The sequence below is a fragment of the Pilimelia terevasa genome (genome assembly GCF_014647915.1).
Taxonomy (GTDB): Bacteria; Actinomycetota; Actinomycetes; order Mycobacteriales; family Micromonosporaceae; genus Pilimelia; species Pilimelia terevasa.
Map to the genome: position 1 here is coordinate 1 of NZ_BMQC01000004.1, position 26,594 is coordinate 26,594.

25 protein-coding genes are annotated in these 26,594 nt (G+C 75.3%); 14 read left to right on the plus strand and 11 right to left on the minus strand.

Translation table 11 applies throughout. The annotated features are described in order from the left end of the window. Nucleotides 1–619: 619 nt before the first annotated feature. The 3 genes from IEY75_RS07060 to hrpA form a co-directional block, all read right to left on the minus strand. The gene (locus IEY75_RS07060) at nt 620–1,765 is read right to left on the minus strand and encodes a hypothetical protein (RefSeq protein ID WP_189113418.1); all 1,146 of its coding nucleotides are present in this window, start codon (nt 1,763–1,765) and stop codon (nt 620–622) included. Beyond that, nucleotides 1,762–2,790, minus strand: coding sequence for a transporter substrate-binding domain-containing protein (locus tag IEY75_RS07065; RefSeq protein ID WP_189113419.1), 1,029 nt, complete (start codon nt 2,788–2,790; stop codon nt 1,762–1,764). The genes IEY75_RS07060 and IEY75_RS07065 overlap by 4 nt, the downstream gene beginning before the upstream one ends. Nucleotides 2,791–2,923: 133 nt before the next feature. Beyond that, entirely contained in the window at nt 2,924–6,835 is a 3,912-nt protein-coding gene (hrpA, locus tag IEY75_RS07070; protein ID WP_189113420.1) for an ATP-dependent RNA helicase HrpA, read from the minus strand. A gap of 230 nt (nt 6,836–7,065) precedes the next feature. Here hrpA and IEY75_RS07075 point away from each other — a divergent pair, with 230 nt between their 5' ends. Then, nucleotides 7,066–7,596: a peptidase inhibitor family I36 protein gene (locus tag IEY75_RS07075; RefSeq protein ID WP_189113421.1), complete on the plus strand. Its 531-nt coding sequence runs from the start codon at nt 7,066–7,068 to the stop codon at nt 7,594–7,596. Between the two features lie 173 nt (nt 7,597–7,769). On the opposite strand, the gene IEY75_RS07080 is transcribed toward IEY75_RS07075, so the two are convergent. Beyond that, nucleotides 7,770–8,783 (minus strand): hypothetical protein, encoded by a 1,014-nt coding sequence (locus IEY75_RS07080; RefSeq protein WP_189113422.1) that lies wholly within the window; start codon nt 8,781–8,783, stop codon nt 7,770–7,772. Further along, complete coding sequence (locus IEY75_RS07085) at nt 8,780–9,310, minus strand: RNA polymerase sigma factor (protein WP_189113423.1); 531 nt, start codon at nt 9,308–9,310, stop codon at nt 8,780–8,782. The genes IEY75_RS07080 and IEY75_RS07085 overlap by 4 nt, the downstream gene beginning before the upstream one ends. 225 nt (nt 9,311–9,535) lie before the next feature. Between IEY75_RS07085 and IEY75_RS07090 the strand changes: the two genes are divergently transcribed. From IEY75_RS07090 to hisF, 9 genes are all read left to right on the plus strand, one after another. Further along, entirely contained in the window at nt 9,536–10,243 is a 708-nt protein-coding gene (locus tag IEY75_RS07090; protein ID WP_373290226.1) for an EcsC family protein, read from the plus strand. A gap of 27 nt (nt 10,244–10,270) precedes the next feature. Beyond that, on the plus strand, nt 10,271–11,614 hold the full coding sequence (hisD, locus tag IEY75_RS07095; protein WP_229789449.1) for a histidinol dehydrogenase: 1,344 nt from the start codon (nt 10,271–10,273) through the stop codon (nt 11,612–11,614). Further along, the gene (locus tag IEY75_RS07100) at nt 11,611–12,684 is read left to right on the plus strand and encodes a histidinol-phosphate transaminase (protein WP_189113425.1); all 1,074 of its coding nucleotides are present in this window, start codon (nt 11,611–11,613) and stop codon (nt 12,682–12,684) included. The genes hisD and IEY75_RS07100 overlap by 4 nt, the downstream gene beginning before the upstream one ends. Continuing rightward, complete coding sequence (hisB, locus tag IEY75_RS07105) at nt 12,681–13,292, plus strand: imidazoleglycerol-phosphate dehydratase HisB (RefSeq protein WP_189113426.1); 612 nt, start codon at nt 12,681–12,683, stop codon at nt 13,290–13,292. The genes IEY75_RS07100 and hisB overlap by 4 nt, the downstream gene beginning before the upstream one ends. Beyond that, nucleotides 13,289–13,456, plus strand: a complete 168-nt coding sequence (locus tag IEY75_RS07110) for a CG2302 family histidine operon protein (protein ID WP_189113678.1) — start codon at nt 13,289–13,291, stop codon at nt 13,454–13,456. The genes hisB and IEY75_RS07110 overlap by 4 nt, the downstream gene beginning before the upstream one ends. Nucleotides 13,457–13,458: 2 nt before the next feature. Further along, the gene (hisH, locus tag IEY75_RS07115; RefSeq protein WP_373290227.1) at nt 13,459–14,121 is read left to right on the plus strand and encodes an imidazole glycerol phosphate synthase subunit HisH; all 663 of its coding nucleotides are present in this window, start codon (nt 13,459–13,461) and stop codon (nt 14,119–14,121) included. Continuing rightward, nucleotides 14,118–14,441: a hypothetical protein gene (locus IEY75_RS07120; RefSeq protein ID WP_189113428.1), complete on the plus strand. Its 324-nt coding sequence runs from the start codon at nt 14,118–14,120 to the stop codon at nt 14,439–14,441. Before hisH ends, IEY75_RS07120 begins: the two co-directional genes overlap by 4 nt. 84 nt (nt 14,442–14,525) lie before the next feature. Continuing rightward, nucleotides 14,526–15,248, plus strand: coding sequence for a bifunctional 1-(5-phosphoribosyl)-5-((5-phosphoribosylamino)methylideneamino)imidazole-4-carboxamide isomerase/phosphoribosylanthranilate isomerase PriA (priA, locus tag IEY75_RS07125; protein WP_189113429.1), 723 nt, complete (start codon nt 14,526–14,528; stop codon nt 15,246–15,248). Continuing rightward, entirely contained in the window at nt 15,245–16,006 is a 762-nt protein-coding gene (gene hisF, locus IEY75_RS07130) for an imidazole glycerol phosphate synthase subunit HisF (protein ID WP_189113430.1), read from the plus strand. The genes priA and hisF overlap by 4 nt, the downstream gene beginning before the upstream one ends. Here the strand turns inward: hisF and yczE are convergent. Continuing rightward, on the minus strand, nt 15,966–16,625 hold the full coding sequence (gene yczE, locus IEY75_RS07135; protein WP_189113431.1) for a membrane protein YczE: 660 nt from the start codon (nt 16,623–16,625) through the stop codon (nt 15,966–15,968). The genes hisF and yczE overlap by 41 nt on opposite strands. 58 nt (nt 16,626–16,683) lie before the next feature. On the opposite strand from yczE, the gene yczR reads away from it, so the two are divergent. Beyond that, complete coding sequence (gene yczR, locus IEY75_RS07140) at nt 16,684–18,135, plus strand: MocR-like transcription factor YczR (RefSeq protein WP_189113432.1); 1,452 nt, start codon at nt 16,684–16,686, stop codon at nt 18,133–18,135. Nucleotides 18,136–18,145: 10 nt separating this feature from the next. Here yczR and IEY75_RS07145 read toward each other — a convergent pair whose 3' ends face one another. After that, a complete protein-coding gene (locus tag IEY75_RS07145) occupies nt 18,146–18,775 on the minus strand; it encodes a TIGR03085 family metal-binding protein (protein WP_189113433.1) in 630 nt (209 codons plus the stop codon). A gap of 226 nt (nt 18,776–19,001) precedes the next feature. Between IEY75_RS07145 and IEY75_RS07150 the strand changes: the two genes are divergently transcribed. Both IEY75_RS07150 and IEY75_RS07155 read left to right on the plus strand, forming a co-directional pair. Beyond that, the gene (locus IEY75_RS07150) at nt 19,002–20,828 is read left to right on the plus strand and encodes an ABC transporter ATP-binding protein (RefSeq protein WP_229789421.1); all 1,827 of its coding nucleotides are present in this window, start codon (nt 19,002–19,004) and stop codon (nt 20,826–20,828) included. After that, nucleotides 20,825–22,600, plus strand: coding sequence for an ABC transporter ATP-binding protein (locus IEY75_RS07155; protein WP_189113434.1), 1,776 nt, complete (start codon nt 20,825–20,827; stop codon nt 22,598–22,600). Before IEY75_RS07150 ends, IEY75_RS07155 begins: the two co-directional genes overlap by 4 nt. Nucleotides 22,601–22,693: 93 nt before the next feature. Here the strand turns inward: IEY75_RS07155 and rpsD are convergent, their stop codons facing one another. After that, nucleotides 22,694–23,302 (minus strand): 30S ribosomal protein S4, encoded by a 609-nt coding sequence (gene rpsD, locus IEY75_RS07160; protein ID WP_189113435.1) that lies wholly within the window; start codon nt 23,300–23,302, stop codon nt 22,694–22,696. Nucleotides 23,303–23,821: 519 nt separating this feature from the next. On the opposite strand from rpsD, the gene IEY75_RS07165 reads away from it, so the two are divergent. Further along, the gene (locus IEY75_RS07165) at nt 23,822–24,373 is read left to right on the plus strand and encodes a hypothetical protein (RefSeq protein ID WP_189113436.1); all 552 of its coding nucleotides are present in this window, start codon (nt 23,822–23,824) and stop codon (nt 24,371–24,373) included. On the opposite strand, the gene IEY75_RS07170 is transcribed toward IEY75_RS07165, so the two are convergent. The 3 genes from IEY75_RS07170 to IEY75_RS07180 all read right to left on the minus strand — a co-directional run bounded on the left by IEY75_RS07170 (nt 24,337) and on the right by IEY75_RS07180 (nt 26,472). After that, nucleotides 24,337–24,942, minus strand: coding sequence for a TetR/AcrR family transcriptional regulator (locus IEY75_RS07170; protein WP_189113437.1), 606 nt, complete (start codon nt 24,940–24,942; stop codon nt 24,337–24,339). The genes IEY75_RS07165 and IEY75_RS07170 overlap by 37 nt on opposite strands. 73 nt (nt 24,943–25,015) lie before the next feature. Continuing rightward, a complete protein-coding gene (locus IEY75_RS07175; RefSeq protein ID WP_189113438.1) occupies nt 25,016–25,753 on the minus strand; it encodes an ABC transporter permease in 738 nt (245 codons plus the stop codon). Further along, complete coding sequence (locus tag IEY75_RS07180) at nt 25,753–26,472, minus strand: ABC transporter ATP-binding protein (protein WP_189113439.1); 720 nt, start codon at nt 26,470–26,472, stop codon at nt 25,753–25,755. The genes IEY75_RS07175 and IEY75_RS07180 overlap by 1 nt, the downstream gene beginning before the upstream one ends. Between the last annotated feature and the right edge of the window lie 122 nt (nt 26,473–26,594).

Sequence of the window (26,594 nt, forward strand, 5' to 3'; positions counted from 1 at the left end):
CTACCACCGGCGCCGACGACAACGGTCGCTGGCCCGGTTGACCCCTATCGAGTACGAGACCATCATGACTCCACCGGCCAGTCAGGCCGCCTGACTAGAACTGTCACCAGTTGGTGCAGCAGACCCCGTCCTGCAGAACAGAGTGTGACAACATCCAGTATCGCCTCTCTTGGCCTTCTGGCTGTCGCAGACGGTTCGGCCCAGCCTAGTTGATCACGTGACGCCAGGAGATTGAGCGCCAGCGGCCTTCAGACTTCGCATCAGGCGGGCGCTGAATCGCGACTCCAAGGCGATGTCGTCTCGCCGGCATGCCGCGCCGCGTGCGCAGCGGTGGCACCCACGTGCCCGCTCGATCATCCGGATGGCTCGTCCTCGAAAGTGAGTGTCAACGAGTGTGGGATGCGTCGGGACTCGTCTGAGCTCACGGTTGATCCGCTGGCTCGGTGGCACTTTGTCCAGACGTGCCCGCGCAGAGGCGGCCGCAGCCGTCGGCGGCAACGGCGGAGCAAATGCATCCAGCGCCTGCCGCCAACGTCCGCGCCGTGGCTGACGCCCCAGCACCGCGTACCCCGACACCCGCCGCGAGGTCGTGCGCTGAGGACGGGCGCTCCGGACCGGCTCAGCCCGGGACCGGCGTGCCGGCGGCGAGGTGCTGCCCCGCCCGGCACGACGGGTCGATGTCGCGGCTGGGCCGGCGCATCCGGCCGACCCCCTGCAGGATCGAGTCCTCGATGTGCACGCCGTAGGCGCGCAGCCGGTACCGCGGGGTCTGGCTCGTGTCCGGGCACAGGACCCGCCGCAGGATGGTGCCGTTGGGGATGAACTCCACCCCGCCGCGCTCGTGCAGCACGGCGGTCGTGGCGTCGTTGACCTCCACGATGTGCCCGCGCACGATGCGCGGCGCCCCGCCGGCCGCGCCGCCGGGCGCGGCCGCGACGCTCAGCACCGACAGCGGCAGGATCGAGCCCGCGGCGATCACCTGGCGGGCCGCCGCGGCGACGAGCAGCGCCGTCGCGGCCTGGCCGCACCGGGAGAACGCGCCGGCCAGGGCGGCGGGGATCGGCCGACCCAGGCCCGCGGCGACCAGCACCGGCGGCGCCAGCAGGACCAGGACCGGCAGCGCCTCGCCCGCGGTGACCGCCGCAGCCAGCAGCCGGCCCGTGACCGCGGCGTACACCACGGCGGCCGCGCTCCACTGCGGCCAGCGCCAGCCGCCGACGCCGAACACCACGACCGCGGCGAGCGCCAGCAGCGGCAGGTACAGCAGTTGCCAGGTCAGCGCGGCGAAGGCGAACACCACGACCTTCACCGGCGTCGGGGTGCCCACGGCCACCCGCGCGAAGCGCATCCGCCACGGCCGCCGGTTGTCCTCGTCCAGGCCCTGGCAGGTGAGCTGGCCGACCGCGAAGATCGCGATCAGGGCGGCGGCGGCCAGCCACGCCGCCGTGACGATGAGCGCGGCCACGAGGTTGATGGAGCCGACGTTGGCCACGAGCAGCAGCGTGGTCTGGAGGTCGCCGCCGGCCTCGACCCACAGCCGCAGTACCGAGATCAGGGCCGGGAAGCCGACCGCGAGGCTCCACAGCGCCTGCTGGTCCACCCGCGCCCGCGCGGCCGCCGCCGCCCGCTCCTGCGCGGCGGCCCGCTCCTGCGCCGCGGCCCAGTCCTCGGCCGCCGTCCAGTCCTCGGTCACGGCCCACTCGTCCGGCGCCGCGGCGGGCTGCCGCCGGGCGGGCGGCGCCGCCGGGTCGCCGGTGGCGGTCACGGGCTGCCTGCCTGCCGTCCGTCCTTGTACCGGTCGTTGTAGTCGCGCAGCCGCACCGTCACCCCGCGCGGCCGGGGCTGCCGGGTCTCCTCTTTGATCACCTTGGCGAAGGTGACCTGCCAGGCCCGCGCCCAGGCGCCGTGCACGCCCCGCTCGTAGCTGTCGAACAGGAAGTTGTTGACCAGGGTCCGCAGCGCCTCGTTGCCGTCCTCGACGGCGATGCCCAGCGACTCGGACTGCCCGAACACCAGGTCGACGATCCGCAGTCCGGGCCGGGTCTCCTGGAAGCCGGCCAGCACGGTGCGGTCCAGGACGAACGCGTCGTACTTCTTGCGCAGCAGCCCCTCCACGCACTCGTTGGCCGTGGCGACCCCGTCGACGTTGGTGATGCCCCGGCTGCGCAGCGCGTCCTCGGAGGTCGAGCTGCCGGTGGTACACATCGGCCGCCTGCGCTCCCGGAGCTGGTTGAACGTGATCCGCTGCGGGGCCTCCGCGGCCCGCATGAGGACCTCCGGCTTGGTCATCAGGTACGGGCCCGCGAAGTCGACCTCGTCCTCCCGCTGCCGGGTCATCGAGTAGCTGGCGATGATGATGTCGACGCGGCCCTCGCTCAGGTCCTGGGCGCGGTTCTGCACCTCGGTCGGGCGCAGCACCAGGCTCGCCTCGTCGAAGCCCAGGTAGCGGCCCAGGTTGCGGGCCAGCTCGATGTCGAAGCCCGCGTAGTCCTCGATCTGGGTGCTGTTCGGCTTGGTCGGGTCGCGGTACGCCATCAGCGGCTCGTCGGCGAAGACGCCGATGCGCAGTACCCGGCGGTCGGCGATGCCGGCGAGCACCCGGTAGTGGTCCACGGTGTCCTGGGCCGGCCCGCGCAGCAGGACGAACCCGCCGACGCCGCCGACCAGCAGCAGGGCCGCCGCCGCCGCACCCACCGACAGCCACTGGCGCCGGCTCCACCGGCGCCGCCAGACCGTCCACCCGTGCCGCATCGCCACCACCCGCTCGTCGCCGGACCCCGACTGTGCCACGCCGGTGCCCCCCGCCGCCGACCGGCACCGGGCCAGCCTGCCGGCGCGGGCGGCCGCCCGCCATCGTCCGCGCGCCCCGATCCGCCGCGGGCGGCCGGCCTCACTCCATCGTGGCGGTCGCCCGTTCGGGCGCTCAGGCCTCGGCGAGGTCGTCGACGGCGCGCTGGATCCGCACCAGCGAGACCGGGTACGGGGTGCCCAGGCTCTGCGCGAACAGGCTCACCCGCAGCTCCTCCAGCATCCACCGGATCCCGGTCAGCGCACCCGCGCGCGGGCCCCCGCCGCCGCACGCCCGGTACAGCTCCTTGTACTCCCGCTGTGCCTCGTGCACCTGGGCCATCAGCTCGCGGTCGCGGTGCGGGTTGGCCGGCAGCCGGTCGAGCCGCAGGGCGGCGGCGGCCAGGTACCGGTCCAGGTCGGACAGCCGGCCGGCGCCGGTGACGACGACGAAGCCCCGGTAGACCAGGCCGCCGAGCTGAGCGCGCACGTCGGTGAAGGCGGGGATGAGCAGCGGGTTGGCGGTACCGGCGAGCCGCTTCTCCAGGGCGTGCGCCCGGGTGAGGATCCCGCCGACCTCCCGGACGACGTCGTACAGCCGGTCCGGCAGGTCCGCCCGCACCTTCTCGCGCAGGGCGGCGAAGCCCTCGCCGTCCCAGGCCGGCCCGCCGTGCGCGGCCACGAGGGCGTCGACGGCCGCCCGGACGCAGTCGTCGAGCAGCGCGGGCACCCCGCCGTGCGGATTGCGGGACAGCCCCAGCCGCTCGGCGTTCGACAGCCGCGCCTGGACCGACTTCAGCGGCGGCGGCGCGGTCAGCAGCAACAGCCGCCGGGTGCCGGCCCACATCCGCTGCTGCTGCACCCCCGCGCTCTCCACCACCGTGACGCCGACCGAGGTGCCCTCGTCGACCAGCGTCGGGTACCCCGTCAGCGCGACGCCGCCGGCCTTGCGCGGCACGGTCCGCGGCAGCGCGCCGAAGTCCCAGGCGGTGGCCCCCGTGCGGGTCAGCTCGTCGCTGCCGGCCAACGTCGCGCGGACCGTCGGCCGCAGCTCGGCCACCAGCGCTGCCAGGTCCTTGCCCTCGGCCAGCGCCCGCCCCGCCCCGTCGACCACGCGGAAGGTCAGCCACAGGTGGGCGGGCACCTTGGCCACGTCCCACTCCGCCCGGTCGACCACCACGCCGGTGTAGCCGCGCAGCGCGCGCTCCAGCGACGGCAGCAGCGCGTCCTCGCCGGGGGTCAGCTCGGCGGCGAGCGCCGCGGCGTAGTCCGGTACCGGGACGAAGTGCCGCCGGGTGGGCTTGGGCAGCGTGCGCAGCAGGGCGGCGAGCAGGTCCCTGCGCAGCCCGGGCACCTGCCAGGTGAACGGCCGCGGGTCCAGCGTGGGCAGCAGGGCCAGCGGTACCGCGACGGTCACGCCGTCGGCGGCGGCGCCCGGCTCGAACTGGTAGGTCAGCGGCAGCCGGTGCTCGCCGTACTCCCACACCGGCGGGAAGTCCCGGTCGCTCACCGCGCCGCGCCCGGTGTTGGTCAGGATCTCCCGGGTGAGGTTCAGCAGCTCCGGCTGCCCGTCGCGGGTCTTCTTCCACCAGGAGTCGAAGTGCCGACCCGAGGTGACGTCGGCCGGCACCCGGGCGTCGTAGAAGGCGAACAGCGCGTCGTCGTCGACGAGGATGTCGCGCCGCCGCGCCCGGTGCTCCAGCTCCTCGACCTCGGCCCGCAGCGCCGCGTTGTGGGCGACGAAGGCGTGCCGGGTCTGCCAGGCCCCCTCGACCAGCGCGTGCCGGACGAACAGCTCCCGGGCCAGCGGCGGGTCGAGCCGGCCGAGCTGTACCCGCCGCTGGCTGACGATCGGCAGGCCGTACAGCGTGACCTTCTCGTAGGCCAGCGCGGCGGCCTGGGTGGACGACCAGTGCGGCTCGCTGTACTGCTTCTTGACCAGGTGCCCGGCCAGCGGCTCGACCCACTCGGGTTCGATCTTGGCGGCCATCCGCCCCCACAGCCGCGAGGTCTCCACCAGCTCCGCGACCATCACCCAGCGCGGGTTCTTCTTGAACAGCGCCGAGCCGGGGAACAGCGCGAACCGCGCCCCCCGCGCCCCGACGTACTCCCGCTTCTCCGCGTCGTACAGCCCCAGGTGTGACAGCAGCCCGGCCAGCAGCGCCGTGTGCACGGCCCGCTCGTCGGCCGGTGTGCGGTTGCGGTGGACGCCGATCTCCTTGCCGACCTGGGTGAGCTGGCTGTAGATATCCTGCCACTCGCGGACCCGCAGGTAGTTGAGGAAGTCGGTCCGGCACAGCCGGCGGAACGCGCTGGAGGACAGCGCCCGCTGCTGCTCCTGCACGTACCGCCACAGGTTCAGGACGGTGGCGAAGTCGGAGTCCTTGTCCCGGAACCGGACGTGCTTGGTGTCGGCCGCCTGCTGGTGGTCGGCGGGGCGCTCGCGCGGGTCCTGGATGGACAGGGCCGCGGTGATCACCATGACCTCGTCGGCGCAGCCCAGCCGGTCGGCCTCCAGCACCATCCGGCCCAGCCGCGGGTCGACGGGCAGGGCGGCGAGCTTGCGGCCCAGCGGGGTCAGCCGCTTGCCCGGGTCGGTCTCGGCCGGGTCGAGCGCCCCCAGCTCCTCCAGCAGCCGGATCCCGTCGGTGATCTGGCGCCGGTCCGGCGGCTCGACGAACGGGAACGCGCCGATGTCACCCAACCCCAGCGCCGCCATCTGCAGGATCACGGAGGCGAGGTTGGTGCGCAGGATCTCCGGGTCGGTGTACGCCGGCCGGGCCGCGAAGTCCTCCTCCGCGTACAGCCGGATGGCCACGCCCTCGGCCACCCGCCCGCAGCGCCCCTTGCGCTGGTTCGCCGACGCCTGCGACACCGGCTCGATCGGCAGCCGCTGCACCTTGAGCCGGTGGCTGTACCGGGAGATCCGCGCGGTCCCGGGGTCGACGACGTACCGGATGCCGGGCACGGTCAGCGAGGTCTCGGCGACGTTGGTGGCCAGGACCACCCGGCGGCCGGCGTGCGCGGTGAACACCCGGTGCTGCTCGGCGTACGACAGCCGGGCGTACAGCGGCAGGATCTCCGTGCGCGGCAGCTTCATCCGCGCCAGCGCGTCGGCGGCGTCGCGGATCTCCCGCTCGCCGGAGCAGAAGACGAGGATGTCGCCCGATCCCTCGGTCCACAGCTCGGTCACCGCGTCGCAGATGCCGGTCACCTGGTCGCGGGGCTCGCCGTCGCCGTCGGCGCTGTCGTCGCGCAGCGGCCGGTACCGCACCTGGACCGGGAACGTGCGCCCGGACACCTCGACCACCGGCACCGGCCCGCCGACGGCGGCGGCGAAGTGGTCGGCGAACCGCCGCGGGTCGATCGTCGCCGAGGTGATGACGAGCTTGAGGTCGCGGCGGCGGGGGAGGAGCTGGGTGAGGTACCCCAGCAGGAAGTCGATGTTGAGGCTGCGCTCGTGCGCCTCGTCGATGATGAGCGTGTCGTACCGGCGCAGCGCCCGGTCGCGCTGGATCTCGGCGAGCAGGATCCCGTCGGTCATCACCTTGACCATGGTGTTCTCGCCGACGTTCTCGCTGAACCGCACCTGGTGGCCGACCACCCCGCCCAGCGGCGTGGCCAGCTCCTCGGCGATCCGGTCGGCGACGGTCCGGGCCGCGATCCGGCGCGGCTGGGTGTGCCCGACCAGGCCGCGCACCCCCCGCCCGAGGCCCAGGCAGATCTTCGGTAGCTGGGTCGTCTTGCCCGAGCCGGTCTCGCCGGCCACGACGACGACCTGGTGGTCGCGGACCGCGGCGGCGATCTCGTCCGCCCGCTGGCTGACGGGCAGCGCCTCGGGGTAGGTCAGCGGCGGCAGGGCGGCGCGGCGGGCGGCGACCCGGGCGGCGCCGGTCTCGATGTCGGCGGCGAGCCGGTCGAGTCGCAGGGCCCGGCGGGCGGGGTCGCCCTCCCGGCGCGCCGAGTCGAGTTGGCGGCGGACGCGGTGGGCGTCGCGGATGCTGAGTTCGCCCAGACGGGCGGCGAGGGCGTCGGTGGTGTGCGGCATGGCGGGGCCAGCCTATCGACTGCCCCGGACCGGCCGCCGGTCAGTTTCCTCCCTCGCCGCGGACGCCCGCAGCGGAGACCGGACAGCGGCCGTACGCTGCGTGAACCGCTATCCATGAATATCCGCATGAGGCGGACTCGATCTCCCCTTATTGACCGATGTCGCTTCATCCGGGCGGCGCCTAGGGTCGGACAGGTGCGCGCTCGGCGAGAATCTAGGGGAGGCTTCACATGAGCAGGCGCAAGGCATGGGGCGTGGTGACGGCGGGTGCGCTCGCGGCGGTGCTCGGCACCGTCGGCGTGGCATCGGCGTCGTCCACGGCCGAGTCCGCCGGCCCCGAACCGGGCATGGCCACCTTCGAGGGCAAGTTGATCGACCTGCGCAAGGGCTGGGGCGAGGCCCGCGTCTGTGACGTCTACAGCGCCCGCGACGTCCGCTGCTTCCGCACCGCCGGCCAGGCGGCCGACGGCAGGGGCGCCGGCCTGGCGTCGGACCTGGGCGGCATCGAGGACTGCCCCGACGGCTGGCTGTGCATCTGGGCCGGCGGCAACCACAACGGGAACATGGCCAAGACCCAGGACGACAAGCCGGTCGACCTGGCCAACATCGGCATGCGCTACAACGTGGGCTCGTGGGCCAACAAGCAGGGCGACAGCGGCGGCCTGGTCCTGACGGGCAACAGCACCCACGAGATCAGGCCGGGCGAGCAGGTGCCCAACGGGCGCCAGATCGGCTCCCGCGCGGAGAAGTTCTTCGGCTGAGTGCGCCGACGCGATGCGCGGCGCGCGGCCAGCAGACGTGAATCGGTACGCAGGACGTGAATCGGTACGCAGGTCGACGCAGAGACCGGCGGTCGGCGTGTTTGGGGAATCCACGGCCGACCGCCGGTCTCTGCATTGGCCGGGGGTGGGACCACCAGCCGTTTCCGTCGCCCTCAGGCGGCGAGGGCGAATGTCTTGTACTGGAACACCGCGGGGATCTGCACATCCCGGCCGCCGGCATCGCTGATCAACACCTGCTCCGTCGTGAGCAGCGTGCCGGTCAGGGCGTTGAAGACGAACGTGTAGCGCATCGGGAGACCGGTCAGCGACGACTCCAGAGCGAAGGCCTCGCCCTCGCGGCCGGCGCGGTCGACGGCCCGGCCCTCGTACCGCAGGGTCTTCAGCCCGGTGAGTACCTTCAGGACCGCGGTCCGCTCGTCCCGGATGAGGACCCGCTCGCTGGCCAGGTCGTCCACGGCGCGCAGCACCTCGACATCCTCGCGCGGCTCGTTGCCGAACATCAGCCAGGACTTCAGCGCCGTCGGCTCGGTCGGCGGCCGCTCGGTCGGCGGCCACTGGCTCGGGAAGCCCCCCGGGCCGTAGGTCTGGTGCCGCGGGTCCTGCGTCTTGACTTTCCACCAGGTGGCGAGGCGCTCACGCACGCCGCCGTACATCTTGATCGGATCTCCGGTGGTCGCCGTGACCTTCGCCGAGCCGTCGCCGTGCCGCTCGATGGTGCGGTCCTCCGGCACGACGGCGTCGGTGAACTCTCGTTGGTTGGCGTAGCTCAGGGCCCAGGTCTGCATGCGCATCCAGTCGATGTCGCCGCGGGTCTCCGGCGCCAGCGTGGCGGTGCGGTCGATGATCGTCCGCAGCATGTCCGCGGCCGGGGCGCCGCTGGTCTGGGTCGTCGTCAGCGGCGCGGGGGTCAGCGCGAACGCCGGGCCCTGCGCCGGGTTGGCCACGACCAGGACCCCGCCCGCGGCCACCGCTCCGGCGGCGGCGAAGACGGTACGCCGCAGCCGCCCGACCCGAGGCGGCAGATCCACCGGAAGCGCACCGTCCAGTGGCGCGCCGATGATCCGGCGCAGCTCCGCCTCCCGCACCTCGGTGTCGGGCAGACTGCAGTCGTCCGCCGGGTCCAGCGGCCGCCACACCTCGCGAATCTCACGGATGAATCGGCTCACGGTGTCCTCCCGGCGATCTCAGTCGGCACGTCGGTGGAGGGGATGCCACGCGACGCGCTGAAATGGTGGAACTGGCGACGCAGTCGTCGTACCCGCATCGCCACGGCTGTGCGGCCACAACCCAGGACCACCGCGGCCTCGGCCGTGGTGAGCCCCTCCCAGGCGATCAAGCGCAAGATCTCCTGGTCCCGCTCCGCGAGCTGGTCGAAGGCGGCCCGCAACGCCACCTCGTTGACCACCTGTGCGGAGTGGTCGGGCTGATCGTCCGGCGGCGCGACGGCGACCACCCGCTGGGTGAGTCGTCGTGCGCGCTGCCGGCCACGCAGCTCGTTGGCGAGCACGCGGCTTGCGACCGCGTACAGCCAGGGCAGTGGTGCTTCCGCCGGGACGTCGTCGAACCGGCGCCACGCGGTGAGAAACACCTGCGACGCCACCTCGGCCACATCGACATCAGTCGCCCGTCGGTGGACATAGCGGCAAACGTCGGCGTAGCACTCCCGGTACATCGACGTGAACCGCTGTTCCATTTGCCCTCCACGTTGTAGGTGTCCGGCACCTCGTGTTGTGTCACGCGGTCGGGTGAAAAAAGTTTGCCGGCCGTCACCTGCCGGGGGCCGGCACCCATGCTAGTGGGCCGCCCCGACGCCGCCGGCGGTTGGCGCGGGTGTGGCACCGTAGGAGTCGACAACCCGCGCGGGCCGCGCATTCCGGCGGCCGCGGCGCGCGGCGCCATTCGCGGAAGGGAGCGACCGGTGGACGACCCGGGCGTGCCGGACGGACCCCCGCCGGGGCTGTGGCGGCAGATGAAGGCCGACCCGCAGTACGCGCCGGAGCACCTGGCGCTGGAGGCGGTCCGTCGGCTCGGGCCCGAGGCGGCCCGGTGGGCGGCGCAGGCCCGCGCCCGGTACCCGGCCGCCACGGCCGACCAGCTCGCGGAGTGGGCCGCGCAGCGGTTCACCCGGCACGCGCGGCTCTCCGGCGCCGTGGCCGGCGCCGCCGGCCTGCCCGGCGCCGTGCTCGACGTCGGGGTGCTGGCCTGGACCCAGGCCCGGCTCGTGCTGCACCTGGCCGCCGCCCACGGCCACGACCCGACCAGCCCGGACCGGGCCACCGACCTGCTCGTCCTCCAGAAGGTGCACGGCGTCGCCACGCACGCCCGCGCGGCGCTGGCGGTGGCCGCCGGCCGGGAGACCGCCGGCGCGGCGCTGTCGCGGGCCGCCGGCGGTTCGGTGGTCGCGGCGGCCGGCCGGGTCGGTTTCGCGCTGGCCAGGATGGCCGGGCTGCGGGCCGCGAAGCGGGTGTTCGCGAAGCTGGTGCCGTTCGCGGGCGTCATCCTCGGCACCTGGGCCAACTCTTCGGCCACCACCGACCTGACCCGGCGGGCCGGGCACCACTACCGGTACGGGGGGCCCGCGGCGCTGCCGGCCGGGGGCGCGACAGGTCCGGGCTACGCGCGGTAGCGGAACCCCGCTTAGACTCGACCCGTGCTGAACCGGATCGAGCTGCGCCGCATCGACCTGCGCGGCAGCGCCACCGACCCGCGCGCGGTCCTGCCGCGCGCCCAGCTCGACGTCGCCGAGGCGGTCGAGCGCATCCGCCCGCTCGTGGAGGGCGTGCGGCAGCATGGCTTCCTGGCCATCCGTGAAGCGACCCAACGCTTTGATGGCGTCACCTTGCGTAATCTTCGCGTTCCGGCCGCGGCGCTCGCGGCCGCCGCCGCGGCGCTCGACCCGGCGGTGCGCGCGGCCCTGGAGGAGTCGATCGCGCGCGCCCGCGTCGTGCACCGCGCCCAGCGGCGCAGGGACCACACGACCAAGGTCGTACCCGGCGGCACCGTCACCGAGCGGTGGCTGCCCGTGGGCCGCGTCGGCCTGTACGTCCCCGGCGGCCTGGCCGTGTACCCGTCGACCGTCGTCATGAACGTCGTCCCCGCCCAGGAGGCCGGCGTCGCGTCGCTGGTCGTGGCCAGCCCGCCGCAGGCCGACAACGAGGGCCTGCCCGACGCGCGGGTGCTCGCCGCCTGCGCGCTGCTCGGCGTCGAGGAGGTCTACGCCGTCGGCGGGGCGCAGGCCGTGGCCATGCTCGGGTACGGCAGCGACGGCGCCCCGCGCGCCGACGGCACGCCCGACCCGGCCGACCGGTGCGCCCCGGTCGACGTCGTCACCGGCCCCGGCAACATCTGGGTGACCGCCGCCAAGCGGCTGCTGCGCGGCGTCGTCGGCATCGACGCCGAGGCCGGCCCCACCGAGATCGCGGTCCTCGCCGACGACACCGCCGACCCGGCGCACGTCGCCGCCGACCTGATCAGCCAGGCCGAGCACGACCCGCTGGCCGCCAGCGTGCTGGTCACGCCGTCGGTCGCGCTGGCCGACGCCGTCGACGGGGCGCTCAGCCGGCAGCTCGCCCACGCCAAGCACGTCGAGCGGATCACCACTGCGCTGGGCGGGCCGCAGTCGGGAACCGTGCTGGTGGACGACCTGGAGGCCGGCCTGCGGGTGGTCGACGCGTACGCCGCCGAGCACCTGGAGATCCAGACCGCCGACGCGCGCGCCTGGGCCATGCGGGTCCGCAACGCCGGAGCCATCTTCGTGGGGCCGTACGCGCCGGTGTCGCTGGGCGACTACTGCGCCGGCAGCAACCACGTGCTGCCCACCGGCGGCTGTGCCCGGCACTCCTCCGGGCTGTCCGTGCAGTCGTTCCTGCGCGGCGTCCACGTGATCGAGTACGACGAGGCGGCGCTCGCCGACGTCGCCGGCCACGTGGTCGCGCTGGCCAACGCCGAGGACCTGCCCGCCCACGGCCAGGCCGTCCAGGCCCGGTTCCCGGCGTGACCGGGCTCGCCGACCTGCCGCTGCGCGAGGAGCTGCGGGGGCGGTCGCCGTACGGGGCGCCGCAGCGCGACGTCGCCGTCCGGCTCAACACCAACGAGAACGCCCACCCGGTACCGGCGGAGGTCGTCGACGCGGTCGCCGAGGCGGTGCGCGCGGAGCTGGCCGGCCTCAACCGGTACCCCGACCGGGACGCGGTCGCGCTGCGGGCCGCCCTGGCCGACTACCTGGGGCACGGCCTCGGCGTCGACCAGGTGTGGGCGGCGAACGGCTCGAACGAGGTCCAGCAGCAGCTCCTCCAGGCCTTCGCCGGCCCGGGGCGCGCCGCGCTGGGCTTCGGCCCGGCGTACTCGATGCACCCGCTGCTGGCCCTCGGCACCGGCACCCGCTGGATCGGCGCCACCCGCGGCGCCGACTTCGACCTGACGCCGGCGCACGCGGCGGCGCAGGTCGCCGCGCACCGGCCCGACGTCGTGCTCGTGTGCGCGCCGAACAACCCCACCGGCACCGCACTGGCGCCGGCCACGCTGGCGGCGATCCTCGACGCCGCGCCCGGCATCGTCGTCGTCGACGAGGCGTACGCCGAGTTCGCGCGGGCCGGCCAGCGCAGCGCCCTGGAGCTGCTGCCGGGCCGCCCGCGCCTGGTGGTCACCCGGACGATGAGCAAGGCGTTCGGCTTCGCCGGGGGACGCCTGGGCTACCTGGCCGCCGACGCCGCCGTGGTGGAGGCGGTCCAGCTCGTCCGCCTGCCGTACCACCTCTCGACGCTGACCCAGGCGGCCGGCCGGGCGGCGCTGGCCCACCGCGCGGCCCTGCTCGGTACGGTGGAGGCCGTCAAGGAGCAGCGCGACCGGATCGTCGCGACCCTGCGCCGCCGCGGGCACCCGGTCGCCGACAGCGACGCCAACTTCGTCCTGTTCGGCGTGGCCGGCGACCAGGCGCGGGTCTGGGAGCGGCTGGTCGCGCGGGGCGTGCTGGTCCGCGACGTCGGGCTGGCCGGCTGGCTGCGGGTCACCGCCGGTACCCCCGCCGAGACCGACGCCTTCCTCGGCGCACTGGAGGAGATCGCATGACGAGTCGTACCGGCCGCGTGGAGCGGGTCACCAAGGAGACCTCGGTGCTGGTGGAGGTCGGCCTCGACGGCACCGGCGCCGCCGACATCGCCACCGGGGTGGGCTTCTACGACCACATGCTGCACCAGCTCGCCCGGCACGGCCTGATGGACCTGACCGTCCGGGTCACCGGCGACCTGGAGATCGACGCCCACCACACGATGGAGGACACCGCCATCGCGCTGGGGGAGGCGTTCGCGGCGGCGCTGGGCGACAAGGCCGGCATCAGCCGGTACGGGCACGTGCTGCTGCCGATGGACGAGGTCCTCGTCCAGTGCGCGGTCGACCTGTCCGGCCGGGCGTACGTCGTGCACGACGAGCCGGAGCTGGCGCCCTACATCGGGCCGGTGTACCCCACGTCGATGACCCGGCACATCGTCGAGTCCTTCGGGCACGCCGCGCGGATCACGCTGCACCTGTCGGTCCTGCGCGCCTGCCGCGCGGGCGCCCGGCCCGACGCCCACCACGTCGTCGAGGCCCAGTTCAAGGCGCTGGCGCGCGCGCTGCGCGCGGCGGTCGAACCGGACCCGCGGCACACCGGCGTCCCGTCCACCAAGGGCGCCCTGTGAGCCAGATCCTGCCCGTCCTGCTGATGGCCCTGGCCGGGGTGCTGCTGGGCGGCGCCTGGTCGCTGCGCCGCCAGCAGGCGCCGACGTACAACGTGGTCCTGTTCGCCGTGCTGGCGCTGGTGGCGCTCGGCGGCGGCGTGCTGTGGCTGGTACCGGGGGAGTGAGCGTGCCGGACACCGCGCCGCGGGTGGTTGTGCTCGACTACGGGTCGGGCAACCTGCGCTCGGCCGAGCGCGCGCTGGCGGCCGCCGGGGCGGCCGTCGCGGTCACCGCCGACCTGGCCGCCGCCGCGACCGCCGACGGGCTCGTCGTCCCCGGCGTCGGGGCGTTCGCCGCCTGCATGGCCGGGCTGGAGGCGCTCGGCGCCGGCCCGGTGATCGCCGCCCGGGTGGCCGCCGGGCGGCCGGTGCTGGGGATCTGCGTGGGCGCCCAGGTGATGTTCGACGGCGGCGCCGAGCACGGCGTCGACACCCCCGGCCTGGGCCTGCTGCCGGGTACCGTGACGAGGCTGGCCGCGGCCCGCGTGCCGCACATGGGGTGGAACACCGTGCGGGTGCCGGCCGGCAGCCGGCTCGGCGCGCGCGACGGCGACCGGTTCTACTTCGTCCACTCCTACGCCGCCCAGGACCTGGGCGCCCTGCGCGCGACCGGCGCGCTGGTGACGACCGGTACCCACGACGTGCCGTTCGCGGCCGCGGTGGAGTGGGGCGCGCTGACGGTCACCCAGTTCCACCCGGAGAAGTCGGCCGGGACCGGCGCGGCCCTGCTGCGGGCATGGACGGCCGGGCTGCCGGCGGCCATACCCACGGCACCGGCACCGGCACCGTGAGTCGGGAGCGGGCGCGGCGCCGGGCCGCACGGGAGGCCGCGGCGCAGGCCGCCCGGACCACCCGCGCCCGGCGGGCCGCCCGGCGCGACCGGCGCCGCGCGGTGCTGCGCCGGGTCACGCCCCGCCTGCCCGCCCGCCGCCGCGTCGGCCGGCTGCGGCGCTGGTCGCCGGCCCGGCGGGCGGCGTTCGCCGTGGTCGGGCTGCTGGCGGTCGGTCTGGTCTGGACGCTGGTGGACGAGCTGGCGCTGCGCCTGGCGCTGACGGTACTGCTGGCGCTGGCGGCGCCCGTGGTCGTCGGGGCCCGCGGCCGGCGTGGCTGACGCCGACCCGCCGGCCGGGCCGCGGCGCGACCTCGCGATGATGGGGACGGTGGCGCAGGGGCGCCGGGGAGAAGGTAGGACACGATGACGTTGGAGCTGCTGCCCGCCGTGGACGTCGCCGACGGCCAGGCCGTGCGCCTGGTGCAGGGCGCCGCCGGTACCGAGACGGCGTACGGGCACCCGCGCGACGCCGCGCTGGCCTGGCAGGCCGGCGGGGCCGAGTGGATCCACCTGGTCGACCTCGACGCCGCGTTCGGCCGCGGCAGCAACGCCGCGCTGCTCGCCGAGGTGATCGGCGAGCTGGACGTCCGGGTCGAGCTGTCCGGCGGCATCCGCGACGACGCCTCGCTGCGGGCTGCCCTGGCCACCGGCGCGACGCGGGTGAACATCGGCACGGCCGCGCTGGAGGACCCGCAGTGGTGCGACCGCGTGGTCGCCCAGTACGGCGACCGGGTCGCGGTCGGCCTGGACGTGCGCGGCCACACCCTCGCCGCCCGCGGCTGGACCCAGGACGGCGGCGACCTGTTCGAGGTGCTGGCGCGGCTCGACAAGGCCGGCTGCGCCCGGTACGTCGTCACCGACGTCCGCCGCGACGGCACCCTGACCGGCCCGAACCTGGAACTGCTGCGGGAGGTCTGCGCCCGTACCGACCGGCCCGTCGTGGCCAGCGGCGGCGTCGCCACCCTGGACGACCTGCGCGCGCTGGCGACCCTGGAGCCCGCGGGCGTGGAGGGCGTGATCGCCGGCAAGGCGCTGTACGCGGGGGCGTTCACCGTCGCCGAGGCGCTGGCGGTGTTGGCGGCGTGAGCCTCGCGGTCCGGGTGATCCCCTGCCTCGACGTCGACGCCGGGCGGGTGGTCAAGGGGGTGCGGTTCGCCGACCTCCGCGACGCGGGCGACCCGGTGGCGCTCGCGGCGGCCTACGACGCCGCGGGGGCCGACGAGCTGACGTTCCTCGACGTCACGGCATCCTCGGGTGACCGCGCGACGATGCTGGAGGTGGTCCGGCGGACCGCCGAGTCGGTGTTCATCCCGCTGACGGTGGGCGGCGGCGTCCGCGAGGTCGCCAACGTCGACACGCTGCTGCGGGCCGGCGCGGACAAGGTCGGCGTGAACACCGCGGCCATCGCCCGGCCGGCGCTGATCGGCGAGATCGCGCAGCGCTTCGGCCGGCAGGTGCTGGTGCTGTCGCTGGACGTGCGGCGCGCCGCCGGCCAGCCCAGCGGCTTCGAGGTCACCACGCACGGCGGCCGGCGCGGGGCGGAGCTGGACGCGGTCGCGTGGGCGCGGGAGGCGGCCGACCGCGGCGCGGGCGAGATCCTGCTCAACTCGATGGACGCCGACGGGACGAAGGAGGGCTTCGACCTGGAGCTGATCCGCGCCGTGCGGGCGGTGGTCGACATCCCGGTCGTCGCCAGCGGCGGCGCCGGGCGCGCCGCGGACTTCCCGCCCGCGGTGGCCGCCGGTGCCGACGCCGTCCTGGCCGCCAGCATCTTCCACTTCGGCGAGGTGTCGATCGCGCAGGTCAAGCGGGCGCTGGCCGACGCCGGTCAGCCGGTCCGCTGACCGCGGCCCCGGCCGGGGCGATCGTGAACAGCGGGATGAAGCGGTGCGCCAGCGGCCCGATCAGCAGCGCGTACACCACGGTGCCCACGCCGACGGTGCCGCCCAGCAGCCAGCCCCCGGCCAGGACCGCCACCTCGATCACGGTGCGCACGACGCGGACCGAACCGCCCCGGCGGGCGACGTAGCCGGTCATCAGGCCGTCGCGGGGACCCGGCCCCAGCCGGGCGCCGATGTACAGCCCGGTGGCCGCCCCGTTGAGCACCACCCCGCCGAGCAGGAACGCCGCCCGCGCGGCGAGGTGCTGGGGCGTGGGCAGCAGCCAGGTGGCCACGTCGACGGCGACGCCGATGACGAGCACGTTGCTCACCGTGCCGAGGCCGGGCCGCTGGCGCAGCGGGATCCAGGCCAGCAGGACGGCGGCGCCGGTGAGGATGACGACGGTGCCGAAGCCCAGGCCGGTGCGCGCGGCCACGCCCTGGTGGAACACGTCCCAGGGGTCGAGGCCCAGCTCGGACTCGATCATCAGCGCCATGCTCAGCCCGTACGCCACCAGGCCGAGTTGGAGCTGGGTGAAGCGCCGGCCGAACCGGTCGCCCCGCAGCTTGCTCAGTACCGCCATACATGCCACTCTGAAGGCCAATCAGCAGGGCTGACAGAGCCAATTCCCGGGAGGTGGCATGGGCACCGCGCTCAGGGGAGCACAATTGGCACGTTTACTCGGCCATTGGCATTCGTTGCCGGGGCGGCGGCGGAGCCCCGACTACGCCGCGCTGGCCGGCGCCGTGCGCGGGCTGCTGGCCGACGGGCGGCTGCCGCTGGGCGTCCGGCTGCCGGCCGAGCGCGAGCTGGCCGAGTCGCTGCGGGTGAGCCGGACGACGGTCTCCGCGGCGTACGGCCAGCTCCGCGACAGCGGCCACCTGACCAGCCGCCGCGGCGCGGGGAGCTGGACGACGCTGCCGCCCGGCCATCGGGTGGCCAGCTCCGGCCTGTGGACCCCGGTCGACGACCTCGACCTGCTCGACCTCGGGTGCGCCGCCCTGCCCGCGCCGCCCGAGCTGGTCGGGGCGGCGCAGGCCGCCGTCGAGAAGCTGCCGCGGTACCTGGGCGGGGCCGGCTACCACCCGGTCGGGCTCGGCGAGCTGCGCGAGGCCGTGGCGGCCGGGTACGCCGCCCGGGGCCTGCCGACGACCGCCGACCAGATCATGATCACCAACGGTACGCAGCACGCGCTGGACCTGGTCCTGCGCCTGCTGGTGCCCGGCGGCGCCGGGGTGCTCGTGGAGTCGCCCACGTACCCCAACGCGCTGGCCGCCCTCGCCGCCCGCCGCGCCCGCGTGACCACCCACGGCCTGGGCGCCGACGGCTGGGACGCCGAGCTGCTGGTCGGCACCATCCGGCAGAGCCGACCCGCGCTGGCGTACCTGATCCCCGAGTTCCAGAACCCCACCGGCCACCTCATGTCCGCCGACCTGCGGGAGCGGGTCGTCCTGGCGGCGCAGGCGGCCGGCACGGACCTGGTGGTGGACGAGTCGTTCGTGGACCTGTCGCTGGCCGGGGCGCCGATGCCGCCGCCGGTGGCCGCCTTCGACCGGCGGTCGCGGGTGGTGTCCATCGGCGGGGTCAGCAAGCCGTACTGGGGCGGGCTGCGGATCGGCTGGGTGCGCGCCTCGGCGCCGACGGTCCAGCGGCTGGCGGCGGCGCGGGTCGGGGTGGACATGGCCAGCCCGGTCCTGGACCAGCTCGTCGCCGTCGAGCTGCTGGCGCGCGCGGCCGGGATCGTGGCGGCCCGGCGGCGCGCGCTGACCGACCAGCGCGACGCCCTCGTCGCCGCTGTCCGGGCCGAGCTGCCGGAGTGGCGGTGCACGGTGCCGACCGGCGGCGTGACGCTGTGGATGGAGCTGGACGGGCCGGTCTCCAGTGCGCTGTCGCGGGCGGCGGAGCGGCTGGGGGTCCGGCTCGCGCCGGGGCCGCGGTTCGGGCTCGACGGCACCCTCGAACGCTTCCTGCGGCTGCCCTACACGCTGCCCGCCCCCGCCCTGGTCGACGCCGTCGGCCGGATCGCGGCGGCCCGGTACGACCTGGAGTACGCGCCTGCCCAGGACTGGGCCGCGCCCCAGGTGTTCGCCTGATCCGCCCCGCTCAGACGCCCAGCCGGGCGCCGCGCAGCCGGTCGGCCAGCACCGGCGTGCCGGTAACCTGTGTGCGGGTGTCGCGCTGCCGGCCGGTCAGGAACAGCAGCAGCTCGGCCGGCGCGCCGGTGACCCGGACCGGCTCGCCGCCGAGCCCGGCCCGGTACTGGCCGTACCCCGGCGCGTCCAGCAGGACCGCGCCCCGCCACCGGCGCAGCGACCAGCGGGCCATGGCGCGCACCTGTCCCCAGATCGCAGAGGCGTACGCCGGGGACAGCTCGCGGGGCGCCCAGCCGGCCCGGCCGCGCCGGACGTCCTCGTGGTGGACGAAGAACTCGGTGGCGTTGAGCGCGCCGTCCAGCAGCGGGTTGCTGATCGGCGACCACCAGGGCGGCTGCCGCAGGTCGGCGAGTAGCTGCGGGTACGGCGTCGCCGCGCGGGCGCGCAGCACCCGGTCGACGTGGCCGCGCAGCGCCGGCACGACCAGGCCGACCGCGACGTCGGGCCGGCGCTCGCGCAGCACCACGTGGGCGGCGAGGTCCCGGGTCGCCCAGCCCTCGCACAGCGTCGGGGCGTCGGGGCCGGCGGCCTCCAGGGCGTCGGCGAGGGCGCGCCGCTCGGCGCCGGCGTACCGGTTCATGCGCAGCATCGTAAATGACGGTTTCGCCGGGCGCGCGCGATCGCGGTGCGGGCGGCGATGTCGGACCGGTGGGCGAGGATGGGAATCAGTGTCCGGCGGCGGCGGTTGTGGTCCCTGTCCGGCAGGAGTCGTGGTCCCTGTCCGGTGGGGTCAGCGCCTGGCGGGGCCAGGGACGCGGTGACGTCGGGACGGCGGCCGCCGCGAGCGGTGTGACAGGGGGCGGTGTGTGACGGCGAGGACCGATCGGCGGATCATCTGGCGGGGGCTGCGGGTCCTGGGGCGCGCCGTCGCCGAGCAGCCGCGCCTGTTCACCGTCGGCGTGCTGGGCAGCGTCGTCTACAGCCTGTTGATCATCGGTGGCGCCTACCTGTCCGGGTACGTCGTGGGGCACGTGGTCGTGCCGGCCGTCCGCTCGGGGTCGGTGGCCACCGGTACCCTCGCCGCCGCCGGGGCGGCCTTCGTCGCCGTCACGCTGCTGCGGATCGCGGGCATCTTCGGCCGCCGGCTCGGTGCCGGGTACATGCAGTTCCAGATGCAGGCGCGGTACCGCCGCCGGGTCACCCGCCGGTACCTGTCGCTGCCACTGTCCTGGCACCACCGGCACTCCACCGGCACACTGCTGTCCAACGCCAACTCCGACGTCGAGGCGGCGTGGTTCCCGATCGCACCGCTGCCGTTCGCCGTCGGCACCGTGGTCATGCTGGTCGCCGCCCTCGGGTCGCTGCTGGCCACCGACTGGGTACTGGCGCTGGTCGGCTTCGGCGTCTTCCCGACGCTGTTCGGCGTCAACGTCGTCTACTCCCGGCGGATGGCGCCCCGGCAGGCCCGGGCGCAGCAGTTGCGCGGCGAGGTCAGCGACATCGCCCACGAGAGCTTCGACGGCGCGCTCGTGGTCAAGGCGATGGGCCGGGAGGCGGCCGAGACGGCGCGGTTCCGGGAGCGCGCCGGGCAGCTCCGGGACGCGCTGATCTCCGTCGGCCGGCTGCGCGGGGCGTTCGACCCCGTCCTGGAGGTGCTGCCCACGCTGGGTACCCTCACCGCCCTGCTCGTCGGGGCGTGGCGGCTGCGGGCGGGGGCGATCGGCGTGGAGGAGCTGGTCAGCGTGACGCTGCTGTTCACGGTGCTGGCCTTCCCTGTCCGGGCGATCGGCTGGGTACTCAGCGAGCTGCCGCGCAGCGTCGCCGGCTGGGACCGGGTGCGCAGCGTGCTCGCCGCGACCGGGGAGATGCCCTACGGCGCCGCGGCGGCGGCCGGCGGGGCCGGCGCGGCGCTGGCGTTCGAGGATGTCACGTTCGCCTACACGCCGGGCCTGCCGGTCCTGCGCGACGTGACCTTCACGGTGCCCGCGGGGCGCACCGTCGCGCTGGTCGGCCCGACCGGCGCGGGCAAGTCCACCCTCGCGGCGCTGGCCGCGCGCCTGGTCGACCCGACGGCCGGCGTGGTCCGGCTCGACGGCGCGGACCTGCGCGGTCTGCGGGCCGACGCGCTGGCCGCGGCCGTGGCGCTGGTGCCGCAGACGCCGTTCGTGTTCGACGACAGCGTCCGGGCCAACGTCGCCCTCGAACGGCCCGGCGTGGACGAGGCCGCCGTCCGCGCGGCGCTGGACCTGGCCCAGGCCACCGCCTTTGTCGACCACCTGCCCGCCGGGCCGGACACCGAGCTGGGCGAGCGCGGCGCGACGCTGTCCGGCGGCCAGCGGCAGCGCCTCACGCTGGCCCGTGCGCTGGCCGGGCGGCCGCGGCTGCTGGTCGTCGATGACGCGACCAGCGCGGTGGACCCGCGGGTCGAGGCCGCGATCCTGGCGGGCCTGCGCGGGCGCGCGCCCGCGGCGACGATCCTGGTGGTCGCCTACCGCCGGGCGACCATCACCCTCGCCGACGAGGTCGTGTACCTCGACGGCGGCACGGTGCGCGGCCGCGGCACGCACGCCGACCTGCTCCGCACGGTGCCGGGGTACGCCGCGCTGGTCAGCGCCTACGAGCAGGCCGACGCCGAGCGCACCCAGGCGCACGCCTACGACGAGGACCCGGCCTACAGTGGAGAGCCCGCGTGAGCGCACCGACCCCCGAGGAGACGACCTGGGCCACGCTGCGCCGCGGCCTGGCCCTCTCGCCGGAACTGCGCACCGGCCTGGCGGGCACCCTCGCCCTGGCCCTGGTGTCGCTGGCCGGGCGGGCGGCGGCGCCGATCGCCGTCCAGCGGGCCATCGACGACGGGATCAACGCGCCGGGCGGGCCGGACGTCGGCGCCGTCCTGACGATCGTGACGGCGACGGCCGTGGTCCTCGCGGTCACCAGCCTCGCCGGGTACCTGATGGTGCGGCGGCTGTTCACCGTCAGCGAGACGGCGCTGGCCAACCTGCGCGTGCGGGCGTTCCGGCACGTCCACGACCTGTCGATGCTGCACCAGCAGGCGCAGCGGCGCGGCACGCTGGTGTCGCGGGTGACCAGCGACGTCGACCAGATCACCCAGTTCATCCAGTGGGGCGGCGTGATCCTGCTCGTCAGCGCCGGCCAGATCGTGGTCACCACGATCGTGATGCTCGTGTACTCCTGGCAGCTCACCCTGCTGATGTACGCCGTGTTCCTGCCGGGGATCCTCGTCATCCGCACCCAGCAGCGGCGCCTGGCCGGCGCCTACGGCGAGGTGCGCCAGCGGGTCGGCGCGATGCTGGGGGCGGTGTCCGAGAGCGTCGTGGGCGCCCCGGTGATCCGCGCGTACGGCGTGGCCGACCGCACCGCCCGGCGGCTGGACTCGGCCGTCGACAGCCACCGCCGCGCCCAGTACCACGCCCTGCGCACGAGCGTGTTCGGCACGTCGATCGGCGAGCTGGCGGCGGGGCTGGCGCTGGCCGCGGTGGTCGTCGCCGGTACCTTCCTCGGCGCCGGGGGCGCGCTCAGCGTCGGCACCGTGACCGCGTTCCTGTTTCTCGTGACGATGTTCGTCCAGCCGGTGCAGATCGCCACCGAGGTCCTCAACGAGGCGCAGAACGCGATCGCCGGCTGGCGGCGGGTCCTGGACGTGCTCGACTTCACCCCGGACGTCGCGGACCCCGGCGCCGAGGGCGTGGCGCTGCCGGCGGGGCCGGTGGACATCCGGTTCCGCGGCGTCCAGTTCGCCTACTCCGCGGCCGGGCCGCTGGTGCTGCGCGACATCGACGTCGAGATCGCCGCCAAGTCCCGCGTGGCCGTCGTCGGGGAGACCGGCAGCGGCAAGACCACGTTCGCCAAGCTGCTGACGCGGCTGATGGACCCGACCGCCGGCACCGTCCACCTCGCGGACGTGTTGCTGCCGCGGGTGCGGTTCGACTCGCTGCGCGCGCGGGTGGTGATGGTGCCCCAGGACGGCTTCCTGTTCGACGCCACGGTGGCCGGCAACATCCGCTTCGCCGCCCCGGACCTCTCCGCCGCGGACGTGCGGCGGGCGTGCGGCGAGCTGGGGCTCGGCGACTGGGCGGACGGCCTGCCGGAGGGGCTGGACACGCCGGTCGGCGAGCGCGGGGAGGCGCTGAGCGTGGGGGAGCGGCAGCTCGTGGCGCTGGTGCGGGCGTACGTGGCGGACCCGGACCTGCTCGTGCTCGACGAGGCCACCAGCGCGGTGGACCCGGCGACCGAGGTCCGGCTGCAGCGGGCGCTGGAGGCGGTGACCCGCGGCCGCACGACGGTGATCATCGCGCACCGGCTCTCGACGGCGGAGGTGGCCGACGAGGTGCTGGTCTTCGACGCCGGCCGGATCGTGCAGCGCGGCCCGCACGACGACCTGGTCGCGGTGCCCGACTCGGTGTACGGCCGCCTGCACGCCTCCTGGCTCGCCCAGACCCGCTGACGACCGCGGCAGGACACGGGAAAGGGGCCGCGGACGATGTCCGCGGCCCCTTTCCCGGCGTTCCCGAGGTGCCGGCGGCGGCCGGCGGCCGGGTCAGCGGGAGTAGAACTCGACGACGAGCTGCTCGTCGCAGTGCACCGGCACCTCGGAGCGCTCCGGCGCCCGCAGCACGGTGACGGTCAGCTCGGAGATCGCGACCGACAGGTACGGCGCGGTCGGGCCGTCGGCGTTGGCGCCGGCGGCGGCCACCTGGAACGGCGTCGTGGCGCGGCTGCGCTCCTTGACCGTGATGACCTGGCCCGGCTTCAGCCGGTACGAGGGCCGGTCGACCTTGGCGCCGTCGACCTGGATGTGGCCGTGCACGACCATCTGGCGGGCCTGGTAGATCGTCCGGGCCAGGCCCGAGCGCACGACGGTGGCGTCCAGCCGGCGCTCCAGCAGGCTGACGAGCACCTCGCCGGTCTTGCCGGCGGAGCGGACGGCCTCGGCGAAGGCCTTGCGGAGCTGGCTCTCGCTCACGTTGTACTGGTGGCGCAGCCGCTGCTTCTCCAGCAGCCGGACCTGGTAGTCGGAGGGCTTGCGCCGGCCGCGTCCGTGGACGCCCGGCGGGTACGGGCGCCGCTCGAAGTACTTGACGCACTTGCGGGTGAGCGGAATGCCGAGGGCCCGGGAAAGGCGGGCCTTGGGCCGCGGGGTGTTCAAACCGTGGTCTCCAAGCGTGGGTTCGCGGCGTTGCCGGGCAACACCGCACATGGCCTTAGCGCCGGAGCCTGGTCAGGCACCGGCGCGCGGTCGGGCCGGCGTGACAGGTCACGTCGCCCGAGCACTCCCGGGTCGGCGACTGGGCGCCGCCCGGGTGGGACCGCGTGGGCCGGCTGGCCGGCTGCGGTCCGTGCCGCGCGGGCGCCGCTGTGCGATGCGCGAAGCGCGCCAGCGGACTGGTGCGCTCAGCGCACGGCACAGGTCGCCGCGCGGGGTGTCCGTCGGCAAGCCGAGCGGACGGGTTCCGGCCAGCGTATCGGACGCCGCCGACCGGATGCGATCCGGCCCAGCGTACCCGCCCGCCGACGGCACCCGCGGGCGGTCGGCGGGCGGTGGCGAGGGCGGTCCGCCGGTGCGGTTCCCCACCGCGTCGCACGGTCTATTAGGGTTGCCTAACCAAAGTCGCACCCGCCACAAACCGCGGGCGCGTACACCGGTCAACCGCCTCGTGGAGGACACATGTGGCCCAGTCCCGCGGCCGTAGCCCGCGCCCTCGTCGCCAGCCGCCTGCCCGGCAGCCTCCACGTCGCGTGCCGGCCCGGCCCGCAGCCGGTCTGCTACGCCTGCGACGCGCACGGCCGCCTGCTGCTGCTCAGCCGCGAGGGCAGCCCCGCCGGCCGGGCCCTGCGCCCACGGCCCGGGGACCACCGGACGGTCGCCGCCGTCCTGGAGATCGCCGACCTGCCGTGCCCCGGCGCCGGCGCGACGCTGGGCCGGGTCTGGCTCAGCGGCTGGGTCCGGGCGCTGGAGGACGTGGCGGCGCGCGCCGCGGCGCTGGACTTCGCCGCCGCCCACCCGACCGGGATGCTGCTGGACGTCGGCCGCGGCGCGGTCCTGCACCACGTCGACCTCGCCGCGGTGCGGCTGGAGCGGGCCGGCGCGACGATCGAGGTGACGCCGGTGGACTTCGTCGAGGCCACCCCGGCCGCCCCGGCCCAGTTGCAGCGCCTGCGCGAGGCGATCGCGCAGGGTCCTCAGGCGGCGGGCAGGTCCAGCGCGCCGGTCAGGTAGTGCTGGATGGTGGGCCCGACGGTCGTCACGATCTGCGCCCGCGGCGCGGAGGCCAGGGGCTCCATCCGCAGCAGGTACCGCATCACCAGCAGCCCGGCCATCTGTGAGGCGGCCAGGCCCAGGCGCCAGTCGGCGTCCGGGCCGTCGAGGTCGAGGCGGCGGCGTACCCGGCGCAGCACCTGCGTGAGCAGGAACTCGCGCAGCAGCCGGGCCGACCACTCGCTGGTCATGGCCGAGCGCAGCAGCGCCGCGGCGGCGACGCCCGCGGGCGAGTCCCAGGCGGCCAGGCCCGCGGCCACCAGATTCTCCCCGACGCGGTCGCGGTCCCCGTCGAGCATCGTGGACAGCACCTGCCCGGGGTCGATCGGGATCGCCAGGGTGGCCTGGAAAAGCTGCTCCTTGGTACCGAAGTAGTGGTGCACCAGCGCCGGGTCCACGCCCGCGTCGGCCGCGATGCCGCGGACCGACGCGCGGTCGAAGCCGCGCGCCCCGAACGCCTCGCGCGCGGCCGCCAGGATCGCGCCCCGCGTGTCCGGCTTGCCGGCCCGCCGCCCACTCCTACCCGTCACGGCACCTCCCCCCGTCGACCTTACCCAGCGATCACCGGGGCGCCCCGGCGCGCGGGCGGGGCGCCCCGGGCGCTCAGTCCGTCCGCCGCCGCAGCGTCGCCGCCGCCAGCACCAGGGTCAGGACCACGGCGCCGGCCACGACGGCGATGTCCCGCCAGGTGTCGCCGGTCGGCGTGGCCTGCCGGCCGACGAGGGCGAGCGCCTCGACCGCGTACGACAGCGGCAGCGCGTCGCTGACGGCCTGCAGCCAGCCGGCCATCTGCTCCCGCGGTACGAACAGCCCGCAGAGCAGGAGCTGCGGCAGCGCCACCACCGGCATGAACTGCACGGCCTGGAACTCGGTCCGGGCGAACGCGCTGCACAGCAGGCCCAGCCCGACCCCGAGTACGGCGTTGAGGACGGCGATCAGCACGACCAGGGCCGGCGAGCCGGCGGTGTCCAGCCCGAACAGCCAGTACGCCGCACCGGCGGCGACCGCCGCCTGCACCGCGGCGGCCAGGCCGAACGCGACCCCGTACCCGAACAGCAGGTCCAGCCGGCCCAGCGGCGTGGTGAGCAGGCGCTCCAGCGTGCCGGTCGTCCGCTCCCGCAGCATCGCGATGCTGGTGACCAGGAACATCATGATAAACGGGAAGACACCCAGCATCACCAGGGCCACCCGGTCGAACGTGGACGGCGCGCCCTCGAACATGAAGTACAGCAGGGTCAGCAGCAGCGTCGGCACGGCGACGACGAGGCCGACCGTGCGGCGGTCGTGGCGGAGCTGGCGCAGGATGCGCCCGATGGTCGCGCCCAGGATGCGCGCCGACATCACGCCGCCCCCGCGCCGTCGCGGCGGATGAGCCGCAGGAACGCCCGGTCCAGGTCGTCGGTGCCGGCACTGGCGCGGATCCCGGCCGGGGTGTCGTCGGCGACCAGCCGGCCCTCGCGCACGAGCAGCAGGCGGTCGCACCGGCCGGCCTCGTCCATCACGTGGCTGGACACCAGGACGGTGGTGCCGGCCGCGGCCAGGGCGTGGAAGCGCTGCCAGAGGTCCTCGCGCAGGACCGGGTCCTGGCCGACGGTCGGCTCGTCGAGGACGAGCAGCTCGGGCGCCCCGACGAGCGCGCAGGCCAGGGACGCCCGGCTGCGCTGCCCGCCCGACAGCGACCCGACCACCTGGCCGGCGGCCGCGGCCAGCCCGACATCGGCGACGGCGGCGTCGGCCGCCGCGGCGTCCCGCCCGACGAGGGCGGCGAAGTAGCGCGCGTTCTCGCGGACGCTGAGGTCGGCGTACACGCTGGGTGCCTGCGTGACGTAGCCGACGCGGCGGCGCAGGGGCGCCGAGCCGGCGGGCGACCCGCACACCGTCACCGTGCCGGCCCGGATCTTCTGGACGCCGACCACGGCCCGCATCAGCGTGGTCTTGCCGCTGCCGCTGGGCCCGAGCAGGCCGGTCACGCTGCCTGCCGCGATCCGGGCGCTGATGCCGTGCAGCACGGTCCGCCCGCCCCGCTCGACCACCAGCCCGGCCACCTCGACGACTCCCATGCCACCACCTCCGAATTTTCACCGAATGATGAATTCAACGGTAGGTGAATTCACCGCCGGACGCAACGAGGCAGGGGTGCGGTGTCCGCGTCCGCGTGATCGCCGCAGGCGGCCGGGCCGGG

Excerpts from the sequence above, each read along its gene's own strand:
- hrpA (WP_189113420.1), bottom strand. The coding sequence starts at position 6,835 with ATGCCGCACACCACCGACGCCCTCGCCGCCCGTCTGGGCGAACTCAGC.
- IEY75_RS07180 (WP_189113439.1), bottom strand. The coding sequence starts at position 26,472 with ATGGGAGTCGTCGAGGTGGCCGGGCTGGTGGTCGAGCGGGGCGGGCGG.
- IEY75_RS07145 (WP_189113433.1), bottom strand. The coding sequence starts at position 18,775 with ATGAACCGGTACGCCGGCGCCGAGCGGCGCGCCCTCGCCGACGCCCTG.
- IEY75_RS07075 (WP_189113421.1), top strand. The coding sequence starts at position 7,066 with ATGAGCAGGCGCAAGGCATGGGGCGTGGTGACGGCGGGTGCGCTCGCG.
- IEY75_RS07165 (WP_189113436.1), top strand. The coding sequence starts at position 23,822 with ATGTGGCCCAGTCCCGCGGCCGTAGCCCGCGCCCTCGTCGCCAGCCGC.
- yczR (WP_189113432.1), top strand. The coding sequence starts at position 16,684 with ATGGGCACCGCGCTCAGGGGAGCACAATTGGCACGTTTACTCGGCCAT.
- IEY75_RS07175 (WP_189113438.1), bottom strand. The coding sequence starts at position 25,753 with ATGTCGGCGCGCATCCTGGGCGCGACCATCGGGCGCATCCTGCGCCAG.
- hisB (WP_189113426.1), top strand. The coding sequence starts at position 12,681 with ATGACGAGTCGTACCGGCCGCGTGGAGCGGGTCACCAAGGAGACCTCG.
- yczE (WP_189113431.1), bottom strand. The coding sequence starts at position 16,625 with ATGGCGGTACTGAGCAAGCTGCGGGGCGACCGGTTCGGCCGGCGCTTC.
- priA (WP_189113429.1), top strand. The coding sequence starts at position 14,526 with ATGACGTTGGAGCTGCTGCCCGCCGTGGACGTCGCCGACGGCCAGGCC.
- IEY75_RS07085 (WP_189113423.1), bottom strand. The coding sequence starts at position 9,310 with ATGGAACAGCGGTTCACGTCGATGTACCGGGAGTGCTACGCCGACGTT.